This is a genomic window from Stutzerimonas kunmingensis (assembly GCF_032106285.1).
Lineage (GTDB): Bacteria > Pseudomonadota > Gammaproteobacteria > Pseudomonadales > Pseudomonadaceae > Stutzerimonas > Stutzerimonas kunmingensis_B.
The window spans coordinates 56794-82730 of record NZ_DAMCPO010000014.1 but is presented as its reverse complement, the minus strand read 5'-3'; the positions used below and the strand labels follow the sequence as shown (position 1 = coordinate 82730).

The 25937-nt window shown below is 62.6% G+C and carries 17 protein-coding genes and 1 pseudogene; 4 read left to right on the top strand and 14 right to left on the bottom strand.

The window, feature by feature from the left end:
* Positions 1-30: 30 nt before the first annotated feature.
* The 9 genes and pseudogenes from RT582_RS12920 to glnE all read right to left on the bottom strand — a co-directional run bounded on the left by RT582_RS12920 (position 31) and on the right by glnE (position 10544).
* Positions 31-1470 (bottom strand): lipopolysaccharide kinase InaA family protein, encoded by a 1440-nt coding sequence (locus RT582_RS12920; RefSeq protein ID WP_003301619.1) that lies wholly within the window; start codon positions 1468-1470, stop codon positions 31-33.
* 65 nt (positions 1471-1535) lie between these two features.
* Positions 1536-1802, bottom strand: a pseudogene (locus RT582_RS12915) (lipopolysaccharide kinase InaA family protein); the annotation flags it as partial.
* Positions 1799-2536, bottom strand: a complete 738-nt coding sequence (locus RT582_RS12910; protein ID WP_003301617.1) for a lipopolysaccharide kinase InaA family protein — start codon at positions 2534-2536, stop codon at positions 1799-1801. The pseudogene RT582_RS12915 and the gene RT582_RS12910, both read right to left, overlap by 4 nt.
* Complete coding sequence (gene rfaP, locus RT582_RS12905) at positions 2533-3348, bottom strand: lipopolysaccharide core heptose(I) kinase RfaP (RefSeq protein WP_003301615.1); 816 nt, start codon at positions 3346-3348, stop codon at positions 2533-2535. Before rfaP ends, RT582_RS12910 begins: the two co-directional genes overlap by 4 nt.
* Positions 3349-3391: 43 nt before the next feature.
* Positions 3392-4513, bottom strand: coding sequence for a glycosyltransferase family 4 protein (locus tag RT582_RS12900; protein ID WP_003301613.1), 1122 nt, complete (start codon positions 4511-4513; stop codon positions 3392-3394).
* Entirely contained in the window at positions 4513-5514 is a 1002-nt protein-coding gene (waaC, locus tag RT582_RS12895) for a lipopolysaccharide heptosyltransferase I (RefSeq protein ID WP_003301611.1), read from the bottom strand. The genes RT582_RS12900 and waaC overlap by 1 nt, the downstream gene beginning before the upstream one ends.
* Positions 5515-6549: a lipopolysaccharide heptosyltransferase II gene (gene waaF, locus RT582_RS12890; RefSeq protein WP_003301610.1), complete on the bottom strand. Its 1035-nt coding sequence runs from the start codon at positions 6547-6549 to the stop codon at positions 5515-5517.
* A gap of 76 nt (positions 6550-6625) precedes the next feature.
* On the bottom strand, positions 6626-7549 hold the full coding sequence (gene ilvE, locus RT582_RS12885) for a branched-chain-amino-acid transaminase (protein ID WP_003301609.1): 924 nt from the start codon (positions 7547-7549) through the stop codon (positions 6626-6628).
* Between the two features lie 49 nt (positions 7550-7598).
* Positions 7599-10544, bottom strand: coding sequence for a bifunctional [glutamate--ammonia ligase]-adenylyl-L-tyrosine phosphorylase/[glutamate--ammonia-ligase] adenylyltransferase (gene glnE / locus RT582_RS12880; RefSeq protein WP_313477681.1), 2946 nt, complete (start codon positions 10542-10544; stop codon positions 7599-7601).
* Between the two features lie 266 nt (positions 10545-10810).
* On the opposite strand from glnE, the gene aceE reads away from it, so the two are divergent.
* A complete protein-coding gene (gene aceE, locus RT582_RS12875; protein WP_228208095.1) occupies positions 10811-13456 on the top strand; it encodes a pyruvate dehydrogenase (acetyl-transferring), homodimeric type in 2646 nt (881 codons plus the stop codon).
* Positions 13457-13483: 27 nt separating this feature from the next.
* The gene (gene aceF / locus RT582_RS12870; protein ID WP_313477679.1) at positions 13484-15490 is read left to right on the top strand and encodes a dihydrolipoyllysine-residue acetyltransferase; all 2007 of its coding nucleotides are present in this window, start codon (positions 13484-13486) and stop codon (positions 15488-15490) included.
* 86 nt (positions 15491-15576) lie between these two features.
* Here aceF and RT582_RS12865 read toward each other — a convergent pair whose 3' ends face one another.
* Entirely contained in the window at positions 15577-16065 is a 489-nt protein-coding gene (locus RT582_RS12865; protein WP_103456084.1) for a hypothetical protein, read from the bottom strand.
* A gap of 149 nt (positions 16066-16214) precedes the next feature.
* Between RT582_RS12865 and RT582_RS12860 the strand changes: the two genes are divergently transcribed.
* Positions 16215-18887: a bifunctional diguanylate cyclase/phosphodiesterase gene (locus RT582_RS12860; RefSeq protein WP_023445086.1), complete on the top strand. Its 2673-nt coding sequence runs from the start codon at positions 16215-16217 to the stop codon at positions 18885-18887.
* A 111-nt stretch (positions 18888-18998) separates the two neighbouring features.
* Positions 18999-19646 carry a peptide-methionine (S)-S-oxide reductase MsrA gene (msrA, locus tag RT582_RS12855; RefSeq protein ID WP_313477678.1) on the top strand — a complete coding sequence of 216 codons (648 nt, stop codon included), beginning with the start codon at positions 18999-19001 and terminating at the stop codon, positions 19644-19646.
* A 413-nt stretch (positions 19647-20059) separates the two neighbouring features.
* Here the strand turns inward: msrA and RT582_RS12850 are convergent, their stop codons facing one another.
* From RT582_RS12850 to RT582_RS12835, 4 genes are all read right to left on the bottom strand, one after another.
* Positions 20060-21838, bottom strand: a complete 1779-nt coding sequence (locus RT582_RS12850; RefSeq protein WP_313477675.1) for an acyl-CoA dehydrogenase C-terminal domain-containing protein — start codon at positions 21836-21838, stop codon at positions 20060-20062.
* A 139-nt stretch (positions 21839-21977) separates the two neighbouring features.
* Complete coding sequence (locus RT582_RS12845; RefSeq protein WP_046617611.1) at positions 21978-23267, bottom strand: GGDEF domain-containing protein; 1290 nt, start codon at positions 23265-23267, stop codon at positions 21978-21980.
* Between the two features lie 162 nt (positions 23268-23429).
* Complete coding sequence (locus tag RT582_RS12840; protein ID WP_023445082.1) at positions 23430-25235, bottom strand: phenylacyl-CoA dehydrogenase; 1806 nt, start codon at positions 25233-25235, stop codon at positions 23430-23432.
* 374 nt (positions 25236-25609) lie between these two features.
* Complete coding sequence (locus RT582_RS12835; RefSeq protein ID WP_014818868.1) at positions 25610-25858, bottom strand: hypothetical protein; 249 nt, start codon at positions 25856-25858, stop codon at positions 25610-25612.
* Positions 25859-25937 lie beyond the last annotated feature (79 nt).

Genomic DNA, 25937 nt, shown 5'->3' with positions numbered 1-25937 from the left:
TTCAGCTCCGCAGAGCGTGTTCTTCCAGCTTCAAGCATCGGGCTCCAAGCTGTCCTTCGGTATTCGTTCGGCCAGTAGCCGATGCAGCGCAGAATCTGACGGCCAGTTGCGCAGAAAACGTGCGCGATCACGCGTATAGGCGCGACTGAAGCCCGCCTCGCTGCGGTGCTGCTGCGCAGCATCCAGATCGATCAGCGTCCAGCGCCCCTGATTCCAGAGCAGGTTGGTGCCCTTAAGATCACCGTGGCTGATGCGCTCGCGACGTAGCGCGGCGAACAACTGATCAAGCGCCAGCAACTCGATTTCGGGCGGCGAACCGGCGAGGTATGGCTGAAAACGCGCAATTATATCCTCGCCGCCGCTGTATTCGGTAATCAGATAGCTGCGTTGGCGCAGGCCCAGCCAACGGCGCTCCAGCATGGCCAGCGGTCGTGGCGTGGCGATGCCAAGAAAATCCAGGCGATTTCCCTCGACCCAGCTGTGCCAGGCACGACTGGGCCGCCAGCAGCGACGCAGCCAGTGGCCCAGGCCCTTTATGTTGTAGCGCTTGATGACCAGCGGCCGGCCGGCTGTCTCGATCAGCGCCACGCTGGCACTGCCGCCCCGCTTCATTGCACGTCCCGACTCGAGCGCCATATCCGGCGCGTCCAGCAGACTCTCCAGTACAGTCGCCTCGCTGCGACGAACGATGCGTAGCTCACTCAGGCTGCGCCTTGCGCTGAACAGCGAGCAGTCGCGGCCAAGCTTGCCGAGATAGTCGCGCAGTCGCCAGCGACGTACGCCTGCGATCTCCCGCAGCAGAGCCTCCAACGGCAGGGCATGCTCGCCGTTGACCAAGATGTAGTGCACCAGCAGTTCTTCGATGTACGGCTCCAGACCAGCCGGCAGCTGCGCGAAGAACACGCCGAGGTTAGCCAGTACCTTATCGCGTGCCAGCGGCTGGCCCGGAGTCTGCGCCTGAATGCCGCCGCCATCGATGATGAAGAGATGGCCATCATGTCGCAGCAGATTGTCTAGGTGGAGATCATCCTGCCACAGGCCGCGCGCGTGTAGTTGCGCGATGGCGCCCAGTGCTTCCCCCAGCACCATCTGCTGGAGATCGGACAACGGCGGTTCGTGCTCCACTGCCCGCCAGGCCTGCTCCAGACTTTCGGCGCCGACCAGGAAGTCGAAGAGCAGCCAGCCACCCTGCCCGGCCTCGAAGCCCTCAGCGAGCAACGCCGGAGTGATCATGCCCTGCTCGGCCAATAAGCGAGCACCTTGGCGCTCGCGCTGAAAATGGCGCTCGGCCTTAGCGCCGACCAGCAGCTTGGCCAGCACAGTACGCCCCTGCCATTCGGCCCGACCTACATATCGCTGCCCCGGCAGTACACGCAGCCACTGCAGCATGCGCAGTTCGCCGGCCGGCAGCAGGAGTGTCAGAGGTAATGTTGGCGAGCGGCCGCCACGGGTGAGATCCGTCAGTACCATATGCTTGCCATCCTGCACTGCTGGCGGCCGGCTATCATCTCCAGCCTGGGGTCGTTAGTCGCATCACTCCGACACCGCTGGATATTGCGAAATTCGCAAGCAACGGTCAGCTCGCCGAACGGATGGCGCAGGCTGTGGGTCAGGTAGTTGCTCTGTCGCTTCAGGTAATAGGCCGTATCGCCCAACTCCAGGCGAAACACGCTACTCCAGCCGCCGCGACCGGTATTGGGCATATCGACCGATTCGAGCTGCACGGCCCAGAGTGCATCGAAGCTGGCCAGGCCGTGCGCCTTGAGCAGGGGCCGATCAGCGACAGAAAAAAACTCGTTCATTCGCGCCCCTCGAAATACTCCAGCACCTGCGCGATCAGCGCTCGATCAGTCGGTATCAGCCGCCCACGCCGCTGGTACTGCAGGTAGAAGCGCAGGCGCTGGGTGCGACTCAAATGGTACTTGGCCACTTTGTCCAGGCAGGCCAGATCCTTGATGATGCGCCGCCGCAGGAAAGGCCCCCACCAGAAGTTGCCCGAGGGGCAGTCGATCAGGAACAGCTCGCCGTCCTCATTGATCAGCAGGTTGCGCCATTTCAGGTCGTTGTGGGCGAAATGATGGTCATGCAGGGTGCGGGTGGCGTGCGCCAGTTGGCGACTGATACGCGCGACCCAGTGGGGATCGCCAAGACGGGGGTCGTTGTTCGTCGCCATTGCCGCCATGTCGACGGTATTGGGCACCTCCAGCGTGATCAGCGCCCCGCGCAGGAATACGCCGCCGCGACGCTCCATGCCCCACGCCACCACCGGCGCGACAGGAATACCCCAGCGCGCAAAGTGCCGCAGGTTCTGCCATTCGGCCTTGACCCGCGGCCGCCCGAGAAAGCGCCGCAGCCCTTTGCCGGCAGCCCAATAACGTTTGACGTAATAGCGCAAACCGCCGCATTCGACGCGAATCACTTCGGATAACGGATCGCGGGCAATCGCCTCGCCGGTCAGCGCGAACACCGTCGGCAGATCGGCGAACGCCGAGGCTGCCTCGACGGGCATGCCGGTCGCGAGCTGCCAGCCACTCACGCCTGTGCGCCCGGTGCGTACCTGCGCGCATAGCGACTGGATAGCCGCTCGGCCTTGCGCTGCAGCCAGGCGAGCAGACGCGCCTCGTCGTGCAGGATGTCGCGCAAGGGCCGCTGAAAATAGCCGCGCAGAAAGCGCAGCCTATCGCCGCGCGTCAGGCCAATGCCCAGCGCCGAGAAGTACAGCCCGGCCAGATCCTTGTCGCGCCAGCGGCGCGGTGTCTGCGCTCGGGTCTGGGCACGGTGCAAGTCGATCAGCGACAGGCGGAAATCACTTGCTATCACCGGTTTGTCGGTATGCAGCAGAAAGTGGCAGATGTAGAAATCGCGATGATTGACGCCGGCGCGATGCATGGTGCCGGCCATGCGGGCGACTTCGGCGATAAGGGCGCGCTTGAGCGACGGTGCCGGTGGCTGTTCCAGCCAGTTGGCCGTGAAGTCCTCGAGGCTGACGGTCGGGGCCAGTTCTTCGGTGATGATGAACGAATGCTGGCTGGCCGGATTGGCTCCGCGCTCGCCGTAAGCCACCGCGGTCATGGTCGGCACACCCACTTCGTGCAACCGCTGGATCGCTCGCCATTCCTGGCCAGCACCGAGAACGGGCGCCTTGGCGGTAAGCAGGTTCTTGGCGATCTCGCCCCAACCGATACCGCGATGAATCTTGACGAAGTAGCCCTGCCCTTCGACTTCTGTACGCAGCGTGCGTCGCCCCTCCAGCTCGCGGTACACCTGCCCGTCGAGACGCTCGACTTCGACGAACGGGTCCTCGCCGTGCCAGAGGCTTTTGAACGGCTCCAATAGCATCAGGCGCATGGAGCCTCCGCCAATCGGCAGGGCGCTGACCGAGCTGCAGCGCTCATGCGCTTGCCCCGAGAATCACGTCTGCCGCCTTCTGCGGCATCGAATAAAGGTCCGCCGTGTCGGCGAACGTCAGCGCATTGCGACTCCAGACCGCGCGCTGCTGATCATCGGCCAGCATCTGCACCAGCATCTGGTCGAGCACCTGCTGCTCGAAGGGGCTGGGTACCACGCGACCGCAGTCGGCGTCGGTAATGTAGTGCGCATAGCCACATACATCGGTGACCAGCACCGGCAGCCCGGCGACCAGCGCTTCCAGCAGTACGGTACCGGTGTTCTCGTTGTAGGCTGGGTGGATCAGCAGATCGGCGCCCAGCAGGAACCGCGGTATATCGCTGCGCCCCTTGAGGAATTCGACCATGCCGGAAACGCCCAGCGTCTTGGCCTGCAGCTTGAACGGCTTGGGATCGTCCTGGCCGATCACCAGCAGCCGGGTGCGCTGACTCAGTTCGCGCGGCAATGCGGCGAGCGCCTTGAGGCTGCGGTCCAGACCCTTGGTCTTGAAACCGGAACCGATCTGCACCAGCAGCAGCTCCTCGGGCCGCACCTCGAATTCCTCGCGAAACTCGGTACGGATTTGCGCGGCATTGGCCGGCGCGCGGCGATCCTGGGCGATGCCCGGCGGCAATAGGTGAAAGCGTTCGGCGGGCGTGCCGTAGTGTTTGACGAACAGCGGCTGCTGTACCTCGGAGATCATCAGGATTTCGGTCTTCGCCTCGGGCGCAAACACCGCGCGCTCGTACTCGGCGAAGTGCTTGTAGCGAGCCCAGCGGCGGTAGATCGGATTGCGCAGGGTCTGCGCCTTGTCCTCGAAGCAGGGGTCGGCGGCGTAATACACGTCGAGTCCCGGCATCTTGTTGAAGCCGATCACCCGGTCCACCGGCCGCCGCGCCAGATCGGCCTCGACCCAGGCGGTGAAGCGCTCGTTGCGGGTGTGGTTGAACAGCGCCTTGACCGGCGCGATCAGCACCTCGAAGCCTTCGGGCACGTCACCTTCCCAGATCATCGCATAGACGCGGATCGTGTGGCCGCGACCCTGGCATTCGAGGGCAATGCGCATGAAATCGCGCTGTAGTCCACCAAAAGGGAAGTACTTGTAGAGAATGAAGGCCAGTTGCATCAGACGGACTCCGGGGCCCGCAGCAGGGCTTTCAGTTCGGTGACGACGCGCTCGGGACGCAGATCGTCGAAACAGGGCTTGTGGCGATCACCGCGACCGGCGTTCGGCCCGCCGGCGCACAGGTGCACCTGCGAGCGCCCATAGGCGCCGACCCGCCCGGGCAGGGTCGGACCATAAAGCGAAATGCTCGGCACATCCAGCGCCGCGGCCAGATGGCCGAGGCCAGTATCCACTGCGACGCAAGCCCGCGCACCAGCGATGACCCGTGCAACGCCGGCCAGATTCAGCTTCGGCAGCACCGCTGCGTTGGCCACGCCGCTGACGATACGCTCGGCGCGCGCCTTCTCTTCGGCATTGCCCCATGGCAGGCGGATCGCCCAGCCGAAATCGCTCATGCGTTCGGCCAGTTCGCGCCAGTAGGTTTCCGGCCAGTGCTTGCTCGGCCAAGTGGTGCCGTGCAGAAACAGCAGATACGGCTGATCGCTGGGCGCGGCCATCTGCTCGCGATTCAGGCCGTAGTCGGCAACATCCTGCGGCAGCGGGTAACCGAGCGCCTGAGCGAACAGCTGACGCACCCGCTCCAGCGCATGCTGCTCGCGCGGCACGGCATAGCACCGATCATAGAAGCGTGTCGCCAGCGGCTCGCGGGCCGAATCGTGGTCCAACCCGGCGACCGGCGCCTTGACGTAGCGGGTCAGCCAGGCGCTCTTGAGCAAGCCCTGGGCGTCGATCACCAGGTCGTAACGACCTTCGCGCAGACGAGCCTTGAAGCGGCGCCACTCGCCGCTGCGCAGGGTATCGATCGGATGTTTGCGCCAGCGACGAATCGCCACCGGAATCACCTGCGCCACCGCTGGATGCCAGGCCGGGATCTCGGCGAAGCCCTCCTCCACGACCCAGTCGAACTGGATGCCAGGCAGCGCCCGCTGCGCATCGGTCAGAGCCGGCAGGGTATGCACGACATCGCCCAACGACGAGGTCTTGACCAGCAGGACCTTCAATCAGCGCACCTCAACTGACTGCGGGGCCAGGCGATCCAGCGCCTCGATCACCGCGCGCGGCTTCAGCTCGCGCATGCAGTTGTTGTGGCCGAAGCGGCAGGTGCGTTCAAAACAGGGGCTGCAGTCGAGACCCAGCCGCACAACCTCGACCTGCTCGGAAAGCGGCGGGGTGAAGGCCGGTGACGTCGAGCCATAGACTGCAGCCAGAGGCCGGCCCAGCGCGGCTGACACGTGCATCAGCCCGGAGTCGTTGGACACCACTGCGTCAGCGCAGGAGAGCAGATCGATAGCCTCGGCCAGGCTGGTCTCGCCGGCCAGGTTCACCGCCTCTTCGCGCAACCCAGGAATCAATCGCGCGAGGATGTCCTCGCCCACCGGGTGGTCGTTTTTCGAGCCGAACAGCCAGACCTGCCAACCCTCGCGAATCTTCAGCTCGGCGACTTTGCCGAAGTGCTCGGCCGGCCAGCGCTTGGATTCGCCGAACTCGGCACCGGGGCACAGCGCCAGCACCGGCCGGTCCAGACTCAGGCCGAAACGTGCCAGGGCGGCGTCGCGAGTCGCGGTGTCGATACGCAGCGAGGGATTGGGGTACGGCTTGGGCAGCTCGGCGCCCGGCTCGAAGGCCAGCGCCATGAAGCGCTCGATCATCAACGGGTAGCGCTGCTTGTCGAGCTTGCGCATGTCGTTAAGCAGGCCGAAGCGCATCTCGCCGCGCCAGCCCGTACGCTTGGGAATACCGGCGAACAACGGCACCAGCGCCGACTTCAGGGAGTTGGGCAGCAGGATCGCCTGCTGGTACTGACCGCGCAGGCTCTGCGCAACCTTGCGCCGGGTCGCCATGTCGAGCACGCCGTGCCCGACCGGAAAGCTCAGTGCCTGGCGCACTTCGGGCATGCGTTCGAGAATCGGCCGGCTCCACTCGGGCGCCAGCACGTCGATCTGGCAGTCGGGATGGCGCTGTTTCAGGCAGACGAACAGCGTCTGCGCCATCACCATGTCGCCAACCCAGCTGGGTCCTACGATCAGTATGTTCATAAGCTCTAAGCCATAAGCTGAGGGGCTGGAAGCGTGGCCGGCAAGCGAGTTGCGTTGCCAGCTTCCAGCGCCAGGCTTACTTGACCAGGGTCCGCCATTCGGCGTGGGCATCAGTCTTGCCGGTGACCAGATCGAAGTAGGCTTTCTGCAGCTTCTCGGTGATCGGGCCGCGACGGCCGATACCGATGGCGCGGCCGTCCACTTCGCGGATCGGCGTGACTTCGGCTGCGGTACCGGTGAAGAAGGCTTCGTCGGCGATGTACACCTCGTCGCGGGTGATGCGCTTCTCGACCACCTTCAGGCCGTGCTCGGCGGCCAGGGTCAGCACGGTGCCGCGCGTGATGCCATTCAGGCAGGCGGTCACTTCCGGGGTGTAGATCACGCCATCCTTGATGATGAAGATGTTCTCGCCCGAACCTTCGGCCACGTAGCCTTCAGGATCCAGCATCAACGCTTCGTCAGCGCCACCGGAAATGGCTTCCTGCAGGGCCAGCATCGAGTTGATGTAGGCACCGTTGGACTTGGCGCGGGTCATGGTGATGTTGACGTGGTGACGGGTGAAGGAGCTGGTGCGCACCTTGATGCCCAGTTCCAGCGCTTCGTCACCCATGTAGGCGCCCCAGTGCCAGGCGGCGACGATCACGTGCACTTTCAGGCCGCTGGCGCGCAGGCCCATGCCTTCGCTTCCGTAGAACACCATCGGGCGGATGTAGGCGCTTTCCAGGTTGTTCTCGCGCACTGCGGCGCGGGTCGCTTCGTTGATCTCTTCCTTCGAGTACGGCATCGGCATGTTCATGATGTGTGCCGAATCGAACAGGCGGTCGGTGTGCGCCTGCAGGCGGAAGATCGCCGTGCCGTCCGGGGTGTTGTAGGCGCGTACGCCTTCGAATACGCCCATGCCGTAGTGCAGGGTATGGGTCAGCACATGGGTGGTCGCATCACGCCACTGCACCAGTTCGCCGTCATACCAGATGACGCCATCACGATCGGCCATCGACATCGTTGCCAGCTCCTCAGAATTCGAATTTGCCAGTAGCCCGACGAGGGGCTCAGCTTAGGCCCAACTCACGCCAGATACGCATGACAGCGCGGCGCTCGTCGTGGAATTGATCCCCACTCACCACTCCGGGCTGCTTCTGCAGTGATTGCCGGTGCGCTGCGGCGCGGTAGGCCTTGTAGGCATCCTGCAGCAGCCGAACCTCATCGCCGGTCATCAACCCGGCCTGCTCCAACCCATCGAGAATGCGGATGTTATCGGTATAGCGCAGCAGTTCGGGATGCTGGTGCGACCACGCCAAAGCCGCGTATTGCACCATAAATTCGATATCCACGATACCACCGGCGTCCTGCTTGAGATTGAACTCGGCCGCGCCGTCGAAGGCTTGCTCGGCAGTCCCCGCATGTGTCGCGCGGGTCCCGAGGTTGTCGCGCATCTTCGCGCGCATGTCGCTGACTTCGCGACGCAGCGCATCCAGATCACGCTCACGACCGAGCACACCGGCGCGCACCCGTTCGAAGTCGGCGGTCAGCTGCGGACAGCCAACCAGTACCCGCGCACGCACCAGCGCCTGGTGCTCCCAGGTCCAGGCTTCCTGACCCTGGTAGCGCTCGAAGGCGCCGAGGGAGCTGACTAGCAGCCCGGAAGCGCCGGACGGACGCAGGCGCATGTCCACCTCGTACAGCTGGCCGGAGGTGGTCTGGGTGGTCAGCAGATGAATGATGCGCTGACCGAGACGGGTAAAGAACTGCGCGGTGTCGATGGGCTTGGCGCCATTGGTCTCGGCGGCAGGGTCGCCGTCATGGATGAACACCAGGTCCAGGTCAGAACCGTGACCGAGCTCGATCCCGCCGACCTTGCCGTAACCGACGATGACGAAGGCCGGATCGCACAGCGTGCCGTCGCTGCGCCGCGGCTGACCATGACGCGCGACAGTGTGGCGCCAGGCCAGGGTCAGCACTTCCTGCAGAATGGCCTCCGCCAGCCAGGTCAGGTAGTCACTGACCTTCATCAACGGCAGCGTCCCTGCGATCTCCGAGGCTGCGACGCGCAGGCGATGCGCCAGCTTGAAATGACGCAGCGCCTCCATCTGCTGCTCAAGGTCATCCTCGGGAATACGCATCAGCCGCTCACGCAACTCGGCAGCCAGCTCCGGCGCCAGCGGCGGGCTATACAAACGACCGGCGTTGAGCAATTCGTCGAGCAGCAACGGGAACCGCGCGATCTGCTCGGCGACCCACGGGCTGGCCGCGCAGAGTTCGAGCAAGCGCTGCAGCGCGCTGGGATTTTCGGTCAGCAATACGAGATAGGCCGAACGCCGGGCCACCGCCTCGACCAATGGCAGCACGCGCTCGAGCACCAGATCAGGGTCGTCCTGCTCGACAGCCTGCGCCAGCAGACGAGGAATGAAGGCGTCCAGTCGCTCACGGCCGAGACGCTGCATGGTCCTGACCTGACTGGCATTGCGCAGCGCGGCGAGGCGCTGACAGGCAACCTGACCATCACGGAACCCGGCTTCGGAAAGCTGTCGACAGGCAAACTCCTCGTCCCAGTCCTGCTCCCACAGCGGCAGCCACTCGCCGCCGACCAGCGCCTCGCCTTCGGCATTCTCGTCCTCGTCCGGGTCGGCGATAACCTGGTGAAAATGCCAGTCGATACGCCCACGCCAGTGCAACAGCTGCTCGTGGAAGGCCTGCCAGCTGTCGAAACCGAGCATGAAGGCGACCCGCGCGCAGTCGACTTCAGTCTCCGGCAGCATCTGCGTCTGGCGATCGGCGATGGCCTGCAGCGCATGCTCGGTATAGCGCAGAAACTCATAGCCTTCGCGCAGCTCCGTCACCGCTGCACCCGGCAGATAGCCCTGACCTTCCAGGGTAGCCAGCACCTTGAGCAACGGCCGCTGTTGCAGGCTGAGATCGCGCCCGCCGTGAATCAGCTGAAACGCCTGGGCGATGAACTCCACCTCGCGGATGCCGCCGGCACCCAGCTTGATATTCGAAGCCATGCCCTTGCGCCGCACTTCCTGCTGGATCAGCTGCTTCATGGTGCGCAACGCTTCGATGGCGGAGAAATCAAGGTAGCGCCGATAGACGAACGGCCGCAGCATTTCCAGCAGCTCCTTGCCGGCCTGCTGGTCGCCACCGATGACACGCGCCTTGATCATCGCGTAGCGCTCCCAGTCACGCCCCTGGTCCTGGTAGTACTGTTCCAGCGCGTTGAAGCTGTAGACCAGCGGACCGGACGAACCGTACGGGCGCAGGCGCATATCGACGCGGAAGACGAAGCCATCGACGGTGATGGCGTCCAGCGACTTGATCAGCCGCTGACCGAGCCGGACGAAGAACTCCTGATTGTCCAGCGAGCGCTTGGCGCCCACGGTTTCGCCCCCCTCGGGATACCCGAAGATCAGGTCGATGTCCGAGGACAGATTCAGCTCATGGGCGCCCAGCTTGCCCATGCCAAGGATGACCATGTGTTGCGGGTTGCCGCTGCGACGCCCGGTGGGTACGCCGAACTGCTCGCAATGGCGTGTGTACAGCCAGTGATAGGCCAGATCGACCGACGCGTCGGCGAGATCGGAGAGGTCGCGACAGGTTTCGGCAAGCTCGGCCTGACGGGTCAGGTCGCGCCAGATGATCCGCACCTGCTGGCGCGTGCGAAAGCGCCGGAGGGTCAGCGCCAGGGCGTCCTCGTTATCGCACGCGGCGACCTGCTCGCTCAGGGCGTCACGCATCTCGACCGGCGCGAGCGATCTGTCCAGCCAGCCCAGCTCGGCCAGCTGCAGCAGCATCTGCGGATCTCGACTAACCTGTTCGCTGACGAAGTCGCTCGCCGCACAGACCCGGCCAAACGCCTCGCGCTGCTCCACCAGCCAGGCGCGGCAACGTGCCGCAATGGCATCCGACAGGCTGCCGGCAGCAGCGAGGAACGACTCTTCGGCACGACTGACAAAAGGCAGAAGCGAGGGCGGCAATGCAACCAGCGATGGCAGACTCATTGAAGTTTCCTTCACAGCAACACAGTGAAACCGCGCGATTCAGAGCCTCGCAGATGCCTTTCTCAGGAAAATGCCAGCGCCGCTGATCTGTAGTTTTACTACTAAAGAGTATTTCAGGGGGCTGATCCCGACGTCATTTTGTAGTAAAACTACAGACGCCCGGTCCTACCCCCGGCACTCGTCCAAGAACATTACACGCACCGGCCCACAAAGCCGGTCGCGAACAGGCAACCGATTCTGGAAGCCTTTCCGCCATGGAGCAAGCCATGCAAGATCTCGATCCCGTCGAAACCCAGGAATGGCTGGACGCCCTCGAGTCCGTCCTCGACCGCGAGGGTGAAGACCGCGCTCACTACCTGATGACCCGGATGGGTGAACTGGCCACACGTAGCGGCACCCCCCTGCCCTACGGCATCACCACGCCGTACCGCAATACCATCCCCGTCACCCGCGAAGCCAAGATGCCTGGCGACCTGTTCATGGAGCGCCGTATTCGCTCCCTGGTCCGCTGGAACGCACTGGCGATGGTGATGCGCGCCAACCTCAAGGATCCGGATCTGGGTGGGCACATCTCCACCTTCGCTTCCAGCGCGACCCTCTACGACATCGGTTTCAACTATTTCTTCCAGGCCCCAACGGAAGAGCACGGCGGCGACCTGATCTACTATCAGGGGCATGCCTCCCCTGGCATTTACGCCCGCGCCTTCCTCGAAGGCCGCCTGAGCGAAGACCAGATGCTCAACTTCCGCCAGGAAGTGGACGGACAGGGCCTGTCGAGCTACCCGCATCCGCACCTGATGCCGGACTTCTGGCAGTTCCCGACCGTGTCCATGGGTCTCGGCCCGATCACTGCGATCTACCAGGCACGCTTCATGAAGTACCTGGAAAACCGCGGCTTCATCCCGAAAGGCAAGCAGCGCGTCTGGTGCTTCATCGGTGACGGCGAGTGCGACGAGCCGGAAACCCTCGGCGCCATTTCCCTGGCCGGCCGTGAAAATCTCGACAACCTGGTGTTCGTCATCAACTGCAACCTGCAGCGTCTGGACGGTCCGGTACGCGGCAACAGCAAGATCATCCAGGAGCTGGAAGGCGTATTCAAAGGCGCCAACTGGAACGTCAACAAGGTCGTCTGGGGCCGCCTGTGGGACCCACTGTTCGCCGCCGACGAAGACGGCCGCATGCAGCGCCGCATGGACGAAGCCATCGACGGCGAATACCAGAACTACAAGGCCAAAGACGGCGCCTATGTGCGCAAGCATTTCTTCGGTGCCGACCCTGAGCTGCTCAAGCGTGTCGAGAGCATGTCCGACGAGGAAGTCTGGAAGCTCAACCGCGGCGGCCACGATCCGTACAAGGTCTATGCCGCTTACCACCAGGCGGTCAACCACAAGGGCCAGCCGACAGTCATCCTGGCCAAGACCATCAAGGGCTACGGCACCGGTGCCGGAGAGGCGAAGAACATCGCCCACAACACCAAGAAAGTCGATATCGACAGCCTGAAGAAATTCCGCGACCGCTTCGACATCCCGGTCAACGATTCGCAGCTCGAAGAACTGCCGTTCTACCGCCCGGCCGAAGACAGCGCCGAGATGCGCTACCTGCGCAAGTGCCGCGAGAAACTCGGTGGCTCGCTGCCGCAGCGCCGGCCGAAGAGCTTCAGCATCCCGACGCCGCCGCTGGACACCCTCAAAGCCGTGCTCGACGGTTCCGGTGATCGCGAGATTTCCACCACCATGGCCTTCGGCCGGATTCTCTCGCAGCTGGTGAAGGACAAGGATCTCGGCAAGCGCATCGTGCCGATCCTCGCCGACGAGGCCCGCACCTTCGGCATGGAAGGCATGTTCCGTCAGCTGGGCATCTACTCCCCGGTGGGGCAGCTGTACGAGCCGGTCGACCGCGACCAGGTGATGTATTACCGCGAAGAAAAGGATGGTCAAATCCTGCAGGAAGGCCTGAACGAAGCGGGTGCCTTCTCCTCATTCATCGCGGCGGGTACCGCCTACAGCAACTACAACCAGCCGATGCTGCCGGTCTACATCTTCTATTCGATGTTCGGCTTCCAGCGGATTGGCGACCTGGCTTGGGCGGCCGGCGATGCCCAGACCCGTGGTTTCCTGCTCGGTGGCACCTCCGGACGCACCACCCTGAACGGCGAAGGCCTGCAGCACGAGGACGGCCATAGCCACATCCTCGCCAGCACCATCCCCAACTGCCGCAGCTATGACCCCACCTACGGCTACGAGCTCGCGGTGATCATGCATCACGGCATGCACGAGATGATGGAGCTGCAGAAGAGCGTCTACTACTACATCACCGTGATGAACGAGAACTACCAGCAGCCGGCCATGCCGCAGGGTGTCGAGGACGGCATCATCAAGGGCATGTACCTGCTCGAGGAAGCCAGGGGCGACTTCAAGCACCGCGTACAGCTGCTGGGTTCCGGCACCATCCTGCGTGAAGTGCGTGCTGCGGTGGACATCCTCGCCAAGATGGGCGTCGGCGCCGACGTCTGGAGCGTAACCAGCTTCAACGAGCTGCGCCGCGACGGCCTGGCGGTCGACCGCTGGAACCGTCTGCATCCGACCGAGGAGCCGCGCAAGAGCTACGTCGAGCAGTGTCTGGAAGGCCGCGAAGGCCCGGTAGTGGCCTCGACCGACTACATGAAGCTGTTCGCCGATCAGATTCGTCAGTGGGTTCCGTCGCGCGAATACCAGGTGCTCGGCACTGACGGCTTCGGCCGCAGCGACTCGCGCGCCAAGCTGCGTGACTTCTTCGAAGTCGACCGCCGCTGGGTTGCCGTCGCGGCACTGCAGGCACTCGCCGATCGCGGCGCCATCGAACGCACCGTGGTGGCCAATGCCATCACCGAGTTCGGTATCGACCCCGAGAAGCGCAATCCGCTGGATTGCTGATGCTGCGTGCGCACAGGAGAACCTATTGTGAGTGAAACCATACGCGTACCCGACATCGGCAGCGGTGAGGGTGAAGTAATTGAGTTGTTCGTCAAGGTCGGCGATCGTATCGAAGCGGACCAGAGCATCCTGACGCTGGAGTCCGACAAGGCCAGCATGGAAATCCCGGCACCCAAGACTGGCGTCGTGAAGGCTTTGAAGGTCAAGCTCGGCGATCGCCTGAAAGAAGGTGATGAGCTACTCGAGCTGGAAAGCGAAGAAGGAACTGACAGCGAAGCGCCAGCGCAAGCCGCAGCCGAGCCTGCCGCTGCCAGCACTGGCGGCCCGACTGATGAAACCGAAGCACCTACGCCTCCGGGAGATGACAAGCCTTCGGCCTCCGCCGAGGAAGGCGAGTCGCAGGAAATCAAGGTTCCGGACATCGGCTCCTCCGGCAAGGCCAGCGTGATCGAGATTTCAGTGAAGGCCGGCGATACCATCGCCGCCGAGCAACCGCTGATCACTCTCGAGTCCGACAAGGCCAGCATGGAGATCCCCTCTCCAGCCGCTGGCGTAGTCGAGAGCATTTCGGTCAAGGTGGGCGACGAAGTCGGTACCGGCGATCTGATCCTGATCCTCAAGGGTACCGCCTCGAGCAAGCCGGCAGCGGCCAGTGCTCCGGACAGCCAGCCACAAAGCCCGGCCAAGGAGAAACTGACCGAGCAGGCCGCAGAAGCACCGGCCGAAACTGCAGGCGAGTCCGTGGAGGAGGTTCGTATTCCGGACATCGGCTCCAGCGGCAGCGCCAAGGTCATCGAAGTCATGATCAAGGCTGGCGACAGCGTCGAGGCGGACCAGTCGCTGATCACCTTGGAATCCGACAAGGCCAGCATGGAAATTCCGGCGCCCAAGGCGGGCGTGGTGGAGTCGCTGTCGATCAAGGTGGGTGACGATGCCAAGACTGGTGACCTGATCCTGACCCTCAAGGTCCAGGGCTCGGCGCCCGCGAAAAAGGCCGAGAGCAGGCCGCAGGAGGCCGCTTCCCAGCAGCAGGCCGTCGCTCCGAACAAGCAGGGCGTACCGGAGGCGAAGGCCGCGGCGACGCCGGCTCCGGCCGTCAGCGGTCCGAGCAAGGCCGGCACAAAGGTTCACGCCGGGCCGGCGGTACGCATGACCGCGCGCGAGTACGGCGTCGACCTGGCCGATGTTCCGGCCACCGGTCCCAAGGGTCGGATTCTCAAGGAAGATGTCCAGGCCTACGTCAAGAACATGCTGCACAAGGCCAAGCAGGCTCTGGCCGAAGGCTCCTCGGGCGGATCCGGCATTCCGCCGATCCCGGCCGTGGACTTCAGCAAGTTCGGCGAAGTCGAAGAAGTCGCGATGTCGCGCCTGATGCAGATCGGCGCAGCCAACCTGCACCGCAGCTGGCTGAACGTACCGCACGTGACCCAGTTCGAATCGGCCGACATTACCGAACTGGAGGCCTTCCGCGTCTCCCAGAAGGCTGCCGCCGAGAAGGCCGGCGTCAAGCTCACCGTGCTGCCGTTGTTGCTAAAGGCGTGTGCGCACCTGCTCAAGGAGCTGCCGGACTTCAATAGCTCGCTGGCGCCAAGCGGCAAGGCACTGATCCGCAAGAAGTACGTGCACATCGGCTTCGCTGTGGATACGCCGGATGGCCTGATGGTCCCGGTGATCAAGAACGTGGATCAGAAGAGTTTGCTGCAGTTGGCTGGCGAAGCGGCCGAGCTGGCAGAGAAAGCGCGCAGCAAGAAGCTCTCGCCTGACGCCATGCAGGGTGCCTGCTTCACCATTTCCAGCCTTGGCCACATTGGCGGCACCGGCTTCACGCCGATCGTCAACGCGCCGGAAGTGGCGATTCTCGGGGTATCCAAGGCGACGATGCAGCCAGTCTGGGACGGCAAGGCATTCGAGCCGCGCCTGATGCTGCCGCTCTCGCTGTCCTACGATCACCGTGTGATCAACGGGGCTGCTGCCGCACGCTTCACCAAACGGCTGTCGGAGCTGCTGGCGGATATCCGCACGCTGCTGCTGTAACGGCTGAGCCAAACGAAAAACGCCGCATCCTCTGAAGAAGATGCGGCGTTTTCTATTGTGCAGGGATCACGGCACCAACTGCTGCGTCAACCCTTCTGCAGATTACGAATCAGAAAAGACAATGCCTTGGCCAGCTCTTCGGCACCCTGAGGGTCGCGCAGAATGACCAACAAGGGCAGGCCGTCGATGGGGCTGCTGATCGAACAACTGAACCCTTGCGCAGGACACTGATATTGCAGGTAGGGATCAAGCCCGAATACCGACAGACTGCGGTTGCGCACGGCAACACCGCCGCTGCTGCTGCGGACTTCCTCGCGTATGCGCAACTCGCCAGGAGAGGCCACGCTCAGCTCGTAGAGAAAGTCCTGCGGATTGGCCTGACCAACCTGATAACCCGCTCGCAATGCGTAGGTATCGAGCAATCCGTTACTATGCGCGAGCAGCGCTTCGCGATCGCTGCTGGTGAGATAAAGCTTTTTCAATTCAGTGAGATAGCGAGCCGACTCATCCGAGCCGAACTCCACCACTTCACTCGCGATCAGAGGTGTTCCGATCACGCAGAGAACCGAGACCATCACTAACTTTGCAAGCCGACTTGTCAGTCCCTGTCGCATGATGCACCCTTGCCGAAATTAATATTATTTAGCCATCGTCCTTCGCTGGAACGGCGCCTGGAGCACAGGCCAGCCCGACTCCGTGGAGCATACTGGAAGCCAACCGCTCGATGAAAATACATACCGATGCCGCCAGCCGTCTGGCGACCGAGGTTGTGACGCAGTTGCCAGTGCCTTCACGGCTCGGCATGCTGCGTTTCGAGCGCTTGAACGAGTCCAGCTGGACACTGCTGTTTCTCGACCCCGCTTGCGAGCGTTATCTCGGTGTTTCCGCCGGCGACCTTTGCTCCCTGGTCGACGCCCCCTACGCCAGCCTGATGGAGCCCAGCGTCCGTCACCAGCTACACGAAGAGATTCAGCAACAGCTGACAGGCCGCAGCCACTATTCAGTCAGCTATCGACTGCACACGCCTGACGGCGTGCAGGACATCACCGAACTCGGCGAAGTTTGCCAGCAGTATGGTCGCGAGCTGCTCAGGGGCTATCTGATGCCCGGACGCCAGCCTGAATCGGATCAGGATCTCAGGGCGCAGAACGCCCGACTGCGCACGGCGCTGCAGCAACATCAGCAAGCCCAGGACGAACACATCGAGCACATGCTGCGCTCGCGCACACAGCAGAGCCTGATCGTCAGGCTGGCTCGGCATCGCTACGGCTCCGCCAATCCGGAACTGGAAGCGGCACAGCTGATCACCCAGGCCGCCTGCGAAGTCTACGAGCTGAACCGCGCGACAATCTGGCATCTGGACGGCACGCGCCTGGAGCCAGTGTCGTGCTACCGACTCGACAGCGACCATTACGAAACGCCCTCAGCCCTGGAACTCGCACCCTTTCCCCGCTACTTGCAGGCGCTGCAGAGCGGTCGCGCCGTCGATGCGCAGGACGTGTCCCAGGATCACCGCACCTGCGAACTTGACCAGCTTATCTATCGTCCGCAGGGAGTTCGCTCGATCCTGGACGCCAGCATTCGAGTCGGTGGGGAGGTAATCGGCGTTCTCAGCCTGCAACACACAGGCAAACCGCGCGCATGGCAGGCCGACGAGATCGCCTTCGCCGGCGAGCTGGCCGATCAGTATGCGCAGGTGCTGGCCAATCAGCAGCGGCTCAGCGCAACCCATATGCTCGGCCTGTTCCAGCGCGCCGTCGAACAGAGCGCCAGCGCCTTCATCCTGGTCGACCGAGAAGGCCGGGTGGAATATGTGAATCCGGCATTCACCGTCATCAGCCAGTTTTCCTCAGCCGAGGTACGCGGTCAGCGTCTGGCCGATCTGAAGGCTCTGGAAAACCTCGGCGAGCTGCTGTTCGACACATCTTCGGTACTTGCCCACAGCAACAGTTGGCAGGGCGAGTTCCGCTCCCGACGCAAGAACCTCGAGCCGTACTGGGGTCAGCTTTCCATCTCCAAGGTCTTCAATGAAGAAGGCGCGCTGACCCACTACATCGGCATCTACGAGGACATCACCCGCAGCAAACTGGCGCATCAGCATATCGAGCGTCTGGCCTATACCGACAACCTGACCAACCTGGGCAATCGCCCGTACTTCATTCGCAGCATCGAGGAGCGCTTTGCCGCCGGGGCCGAGCCCAGGCTCTGCCTGTTGCTGGTGGACATCGACAACTTCAAGCGCATCAACGACAGCCTCGGCCACCAGACCGGCGACAAGCTACTCACCAGCCTTGCCCGGCGACTGCGCAACGGACTCAGCCAGCAGGCCGTACTGGCACGCTTTGCCAGCAACGAGTTCGCCCTGCTGTTCGATGACAAGGGACTGGATGAAGGCGTCCGCCTGGCAGACCAGGTGCTGCGCATCCTCGATAAGCCGCTATTCGTCGACAAGCAGCTGATCAGCGTCAGCGGGTCCCTGGGGCTGGCGTGCTCGCCCCAGCACGGGCGTGACCCGGAAACGCTGATGAAGCATGCCGGGCAAGCGCTGCACAAGGCCAAGGCGAACGGCAAGAACCAGGTGCAGATATTTACCGAAGCCCTGCATGCCGAAGCCAACTACAAGCTGTTCGTCGAGAACAACCTGCGCCGTGCGCTGCTGCAGAACGAGTTGGAGGTGTTCTACCAGCCCAAGCTATGCCTGCATACCGGCCGGCTGCAGGGGCTGGAAGCGCTGCTGCGCTGGAACCATCCGGAAAAGGGCATGATCCGCCCGGATCAGTTCATCAGCGTCGCGGAAGAAACCGGGCTGATCATCCCGATCGGCAAGTGGGTCGCGCGGGAAGCTTGCCGGATGGGCGTCACCCTTTCCGCGCTAGGCCTTGGCACACCCCAGATCGCAATCAACCTTTCACCCAAGCAGTTCTCGGATCCTGATCTGCTTGGCACGATCGCCGCAATTCTGCTCGAAGAGCAACTTCCCGCCGCGCAGCTGGAGCTGGAGCTGACAGAAAGCCTCCTGCTCGAAGCCACCGAGGAAACCCGACAGCAGCTGATCGGCCTCAAGGCGCTCGGCCTGACGCTTGCCATGGACGACTTCGGCACTGGGTATTCCTCACTTAGCTACCTGAAGAAATTCCCCATCGACGTGATCAAGATCGATCGCAGCTTTATCAAGGACATCCCGGGCAACCAAGACGACGTGGAGATCACCTCGGCAGTGATCGCCATGGCCCGCAAGCTGCACCTGAAGGTCGTCGCTGAAGGAATCGAAACACCGGAGCAGCTGAAATTCCTGCGTCGTCATCGCTGTGATATCGGTCAGGGCTACCTGTTCGACAAGCCGATCCCCGGCAACATCCTGACCGAGGCTCTGCGCCGCTATCCCCAATGGTGCTGAGCGCCAGTCGTTTGCGCAGAACTCTGCGACGCGTGGTAGCCGTGGCGCTTTCACTGACTCCCGGGCTTTTGTAGCCTAGCTCGTCAGCCACCTTCCCCGCTCGAGGCTCGCATGTCGCTACGCTCGCAGATTCTGATCAACAAACAGGCACTGCCCACCGCCGAGCAGGCCTTGCCCGGCCGCTCGACACCCATACCGGTCCCCCCCGCCCACTACGTCAATGGCAACCCGCTGCAGCCACCCTTTCCAGCAGGGCTTTGCCAGGCGGTGTTTGGCATGGGCTGCTTCTGGGGAGCGGAACGGCGGTTTTGGGAGCAGCCGGGAGTCTGGACGACGGCTGTCGGCTATGCCGGAGGCCTGACCCCGAACCCGACGTACGATGAAGTCTGTTCCGGGCTAACCGGGCATACGGAGGCGGTACTGGTGGTCTTCGATCCTCAGCAGATCGAATACGGCACGCTGCTACGCGTTTTTTGGGAGGCACACAACCCGACCCAGGGGATGCGGCAGGGTAACGATGCCGGCAGCCAGTACCGTTCGGCGATCTACTGCATGGATGCACAGCAGCGCCGCGAGGCAGAGGCAAGCCGTGAATGTTTCCAGCGGCAACTAAGCGCAGCGGGCTTTCCGGCCATCACCACCGAGATAGACGATGCACCGCCGTTCTACTACGCAGAGGCCTATCACCAGCAGTATCTGGCAAAGAATCCTGGGGGATATTGCGGGCTTGGTGGGACCGGTGTGTGCCTGCCGAATTGATGCCGGGGCAGTCGGGCTAAGCCTAAGCGGTCGCAAGGCCGCCTGAATGGCTGACTGCTGGCATAAGAACTAAGCAGAAAAGAAAAACCCCGCCGAAGCGGGGCTCTGCAGACTGAATCCTGACATCCATGATCGCGCGCCATCCTGGCGCCGCTCCCTGTGTGGTCCGTTTTATTGATTTGCGCTTTCCATGCGCCACGTCCTTAAGCAGTAGATTACCGTCAGACCTTGTGAGCCTGTAGTAGCCATTGTGCATCACGCCTTGTAAGCCTTTTCCTACATCGCGTCATCCTTGATGCAGTGCTGTAAGTCCAGGCTTACATGGTGCGGTTTTTATGACCTGAAGGGCGGCTTAATCGTTCCGCGTCATGGCCAAATAATTTCATATTGCCTTTAGATTAAGCCGCGGCTTCTCAGAATTGAGCAGCATCAAGCAGGTACAGCGACTCGCTTCCGGCCTTGACCGAAGCGCTCAGCGAATGAATTCGCGGCAACAGGCGAGCAAAGTAGAAACGCGCGGTTCCCAGCTTGCTCTGGTAGAAGTCGCCTTCATCCTGTTTGGCGAATGCCGCCGCCGCCATGCGTGCCCACATGTACGCATAAGCGGTGTAGCCGAACACGTGCAGGTACTCCACCGAGGCGGCGCCGATTTCGTTCGGATTCACCTTGGCCTGGTCGATGACCCAGGCAGTCAGCTCATCCAGATTGTCCATGGCAGCCTTGAGGGGCTCGGTGAACTCCGCCAGCTCCGGACCGGCATCAGCGATGAATGCGCGAATTTCATCGACGAAGGCCTGATACATGGTGCCACCACTGCCGACGATCTTGCGCCCAACCAGGTCCAGCGCTTGAATGCCGTTGGTGCCCTCGTAGATCTGAGTAATGCGGCAGTCACGCACCAGCTGCTCCTGGCCCCACTCGCGGATGAAGCCATGGCCGCCGAAAATCTGCTGGCCATGTACCGTGGTTTCCAGCCCCATGTCAGTGAGGAAGGCCTTGGCTACCGGTGTCAGCAGCGCCACCTGCGCCTCGGCTCGCAGCCGCGCCTCGTCGTCGTCACTGAACTTGGCGATATCGAGCTGCAGCGCGACATAGCTGGAGAACGCGCGACCACCCTCGTTCAGCGCCTTCATGGTCAGCAGCATGCGGCGCACATCCGGATGCACGATGATCGGATCGGCTGCCTTTTCCTGCGCAATCGGTCCGGTCGGTGCGCGGCTCTGGATACGCTCGCGGGCATACTCGATGGCGCTCTGATAGGAGCGCTCGCCAGTCGACAGCCCCTGAATACCGACGCCCAGACGCTCGTAGTTCATCATGGTGAACATCGCTGCGAGGCCCTTGTTCGGCTCGCCGACCATCCAGCCGGTGGCACCGTCGAAGTTCATCACGCAGGTCGCCGAGGCCTGGATACCCATCTTGTGCTCGATGGAACCGCAGGACAGCGAGTTGCGCTCACCCAGGGTGCCGTCCTCGTTGACCATCACCTTCGGCACCAGGAACAACGAGATGCCGCGGGAGCCAGCTGGCGCATCCGGCAGCTTGGCCAGCACCAGGTGGATGATGTTCTCGGTCAGGTCATGCTCGCCGCCGGTGATGAATATCTTGGTGCCGCTGATCTTGTAGGAGCCGTCTGCCTGCGGCTCGGCCTTGGTGCGGATAATGCCGAGGTCGGTACCGGCATGAGGTTCGGTCAGACACATGGAGCCGGACCAGACACCGGCATACATGTTCGGCAGGTACTTCTGCTTGAGCTCCTCGCTGGCGTGCGCGTAGATCGACAGGCAGGCGCCGGACGTCAGCATCGGATAGAGGCCGAAGGCCAGGCTGGCGGAGTTCATCATCTCCTCAACCTGAGCCGAGATGACCTTGGGCATACCCATCCCGCCGAACGCCGGATCGCCACCGACACCGACCCAGCCGCCTTCGGCGTATAGCTGATAAGCCTCGCGGTAGCCGGCGGGCGTAGAAACCGCCCCGGCGTCCCAGCGGCAGCCTTCTTCGTCACCGCTGCGGTTGAGCGGCGCGATGCTGTTGGCGGTGATCTTGCCAGCTTCCTCGAGAATTGCATCGGCCGTCTCGGCATCGACCACTTCGGCTAGCGCTGGCAGCGACTGCCAGAGTTTCGGCGCGTCGAAGACTTCATTCAGGACAAAACGCATGTCGCGCAGCGGCGCTTGGTAGTCAGCCATGGCAAGGTTCCTCGCAAGACACTGGGTTGCGGCCACTATGGGCCGTTTCCAGCGAGTCTAACCGAATAACCAGGACAGGATTAAGCGTCTTTTTATGACCAGATAGTTTTGACCAGTCACTATCAATACCGATGCAACCCTAACGCGAATGCTCGGCCATGCGCACCGCGCCGCGGCCACTGCCATGCACTCGCGAACAGTTTCTTCCTGCTTTTTTTGCACCGTACAGCGCTTGGTCGGCGGCCTTGATCACCTCTTCCGGACTGCGCTGCTCGCCTTGTCGCTCCGCCACTCCGATGCTGATGGTCACCGAGACCTGGTTTGCCGACGCCGCTCCCCGGGCCATACGGCCGCGACGATCATCCTTCGGCCGATTGTCTGCGTCACGCAGCTGCAGGGCATAAGCCTCCACCGACTGGCGTACCGCCTCGAGGTGCGGCAGGCACTCCTCGATACTGTGCCCAGGAAATACCAGAGTGAATTCCTCACCGCCATAACGATAGGCGCGCCCACCGCCGCCGATCTTGCGCAGCCGGCTGGCAACCATCTTCAGCACCTGATCACCGACGTCGTGACCATAGGTATCGTTGAAGCGCTTGAAGTGGTCCACATCAGCCATCGCCAGCACGTACTGCCGCCCCAGGCGCTGCAGTCGCTCATTCAGAGCGCGACGCCCAGGCAAGCCGGTCAGCTCGTCACGAAAGGCCATGAGATAAGCCTCATGAGCGATTGCCGTCACCAGCATCAGCAGTACATGGCTGCTCAGAATGTTGAGGGCGGCATAGCGGCTGAACGTCTGCGGCAGCATCAGCAGAATGCCGAGCAGCGCGATGATCTGCGCCGCGTGGGACGGCCTCGGTTGGCGCAGGTACTGGACGATCAGTAACACTAGCGCCACGAGGAACGCCGGGTACGCCAACTGGATAAGCTGCAGCCAATCGGCCTGCAAGGCGGGCCAGCGAATCACCACCAGCCAGGCATGTAACGTTTCCGGAAACCGCTTTGCCAGCGCCACGGCGACGACGCCGACGGCAAACAGCACGGCGGCACGGGCCAGGCCGTCCTGCGCCAGGTGACTGCGCTCTCGCCACACGCCATACAGGCCGTAAAGCAGCGGCAGCAGCAAGCTGCAGAGATGAAAGGTCAGTGCAGCATCGTCCAGCAGAGTGCCATGTGCCCGGTAGTGATCGGCGTGGATATCGAGGAGGAAATAGGCAAGATAGACGCAGAGCAGCAGAAACAGCTCGCGGATGCGGCCGTACATCATGCAAAGCGCACCGCCGAGCAACAGCAGTACGGTCGGCAGGACGTTATAGAGCGACGTGAAGAACTCGTTCAGCGAAACCTGACGCGCGATGACCTCTCCGCCGAGCAACAGGGCCAATGGCGCGAGAAAATGGCTGAAGCGAGGCGGGACGGTACGCGACACGGCAACTCCGGCATGCTGCCGAGAAAAGCTAGCATTTTGCCTTCTTGCTCCCAGTTGTGCAGCCGAAATACCGGCGAAGATGCGGCAAAAGCAGTACAACGTCTGGATCGGGCACAAAAAAGCCGCTGCAAAGCAGCGGCTTTTCTTTACAACCTCAACCCGTCAGTAACCGAGAGCGAAGTCTTCCTCAGCCATCTGCATCAGGTTGTCGGCACCGGACAGCATGGCGTCGACATGCATGCGGGTACGCGGCAGAATGCGCTGGAAGTAGAATCGCGCGGTCTGCAGCTTGGCCTTGTAGAACGCCTCCTCGGAGGTGCCCTCAGCCAGCTTCTCGGCAGCAACCCGAGCCATGTCAGCCCAGAAATAGGCGAGACAGGCGTAGCCGGAATACATGCAGTAGTCGACCGACGCCGCACCGACCATTTCACGATCCTTCATGGCGGCCATGCCGATCTTCATGGTCAGCTCGCCCCACTCCTTGTTCAGCTGATTCAGGGGGGTAACGAACTCCTTGATGGCTTCGTTGCCTTCCTGGTTCTGGCAGAACTTGTGCACGATCTTGGTGAAGGACTTCAGCGCCTCGCCCTGGGTCATCAGCACCTTGCGGCCCAACAGGTCCAGCGCCTGGATACCGGTGGTGCCCTCGTACAGCATGGAAATACGCGCGTCACGCACGTTCTGCTCCATGCCCCACTCGGCGATGAAGCCGTGACCACCGTAGATCTGCACGCCATGGTTGGCCGCTTCGAAGCCCACTTCGGTCATGAACGCCTTGGCGATCGGCGTGAGGAAGGCCAGCAGCGTGTCGGCCTGCTTCTTCTGCTCTTCATCCTGGCTGTTCTTGACGATGTCGACCTGCTTGGCGGTGAAGTAGACCATCGCGCGGTTGCCCTCGGCGAACGCCTTCATGGTCAACAGCATGCGACGCACGTCCGGATGCACGATGATCGGGTCGGCTGGCTTTTCCGGCGCCTTGGGGCCGCTCAGCGCACGCATCTGCAGGCGCTCACGAGCGTACTTGATGCCGCCCTGGAAACCGATCTCGGCATGTGCCAGACCCTGCAGCGCGGTACCCAGACGTGCGGTGTTCATAAAGGTGAACATCGCGTTCAGGCCCTTGTTCGGCGGACCGATCAGAAAACCGGTGGCGCCGTCGAAGTTCATGACGCAGGTCGCGTTGCCGTGGATGCCCATCTTGTGCTCAAGCGATCCGCAGTTCACACCGTTGCGCTCGCCCTTCTCGCCTTCGGCGTTGGGCAGGAACTTGGGCACGATGAACAGGGAGATGCCCTTGGTGCCAGCCGGAGCATCGGGCAGGCGAGCCAGAACGATATGGACGATGTTCTCGGCCATGTCGTGTTCACCGGAGGAGATGAAGATCTTGGTCCCGTTCAGCTTGTAGCTGCCGTCGGCCTGGGGCTCCGCCTTGGTGCGCAACATGCCCAGATCGGTACCGCAGTGCGGTTCGGTCAGGCACATGGTGCCGGTCCACTGGCCGGACACAAGCTTGCTCAGATAGGTGTGCTTCTGATCGTCGGTACCGTGGGTAGCGATGGTGTTCATGCAGCCATGAGACAGGCCGGGGTACATGCCCCAGGACCAGTTGGCCTGACCGATCATTTCGCTGATCGCCAGACCGAGGGACTCGGGCAGACCCTGACCGCCGTGGTCGACGTCATGGGCCAGGCTCGGCCAGCCGCCTGCCACGTACTGCTCGTAAGCTTCCTTGAAACCGGTCGGCGTCTTCACGCCCGACTCGCTCCAGGTGCAGCCTTCGATGTCGCCGACGCGATTCAGCGGAGCGAGTACCTGCTCACAGAACTTCGCGCCCTCATCGAGAATCGCGTTGACCATGTCCGGGGTGGCGTCTTCACATCCCGGAAGGCTCTGATAGTGCGCTTCGTAGCCGAGCAGCTCGTCACGTACGAAACGGATATCGCGCAAGGGGGCCTTGTAGTCGGGCATAGCGTAAACCTCAGCGGTGAGTTCTTGTAACAAGCTGACCGGGCGACCCAGTCATCTGAATTCGATTTCGACCGTCGGACTACCAGCCCGAGGGGTCAAACAGGCGTTTGAAACATACGTTTCGACCTGAGCGATGTCAAGGGCGGAACAGGGCACCACTTATCGGCTGAATCAGCCAAATTCAGGTCGAGCGAAAGCCACGCCTGGCGAAATTCGGGAATAGGAAATCTGATGTTGCAAAGACGCAGCAAGCCCGGCGCCTGCCGAGCTGACTGGCGGGAACGAAGATGCAGGAAGGAGAAAAGTGAAGCTGCCGAGCGCATGAATGACGACTCGAATCAGCAAGGAGAATCGATGAGCGCCGGAGTACGCGATCAGGCCTGGGTATCGATCAGCGTGCCGAGGACTTCGTCAGCGCTCTGGATCATACGGGCACCTGCCTTGGCACTGTGCTCACCGACCTTCAACTGGATCAGCTGCTCGGTGATTTCGGTGACCGCCTGGGAGTTGCCCAGCACTGGCGCGTTGGCGGAGGCGATGGAAGAAGCGGCCTGCTCGACGCGCTGCTGACCGCCCTGGTAGGCACTGAGGCCCGCGCCCAGAAGGTTATTGGTGATTTGCATGGTGACTCCACGCGCTATCAGGTTGCCAGCATTCAAGCAGATGCCGGCAAGTACCGCAAGACGCTTGCCGCCAGAGTGC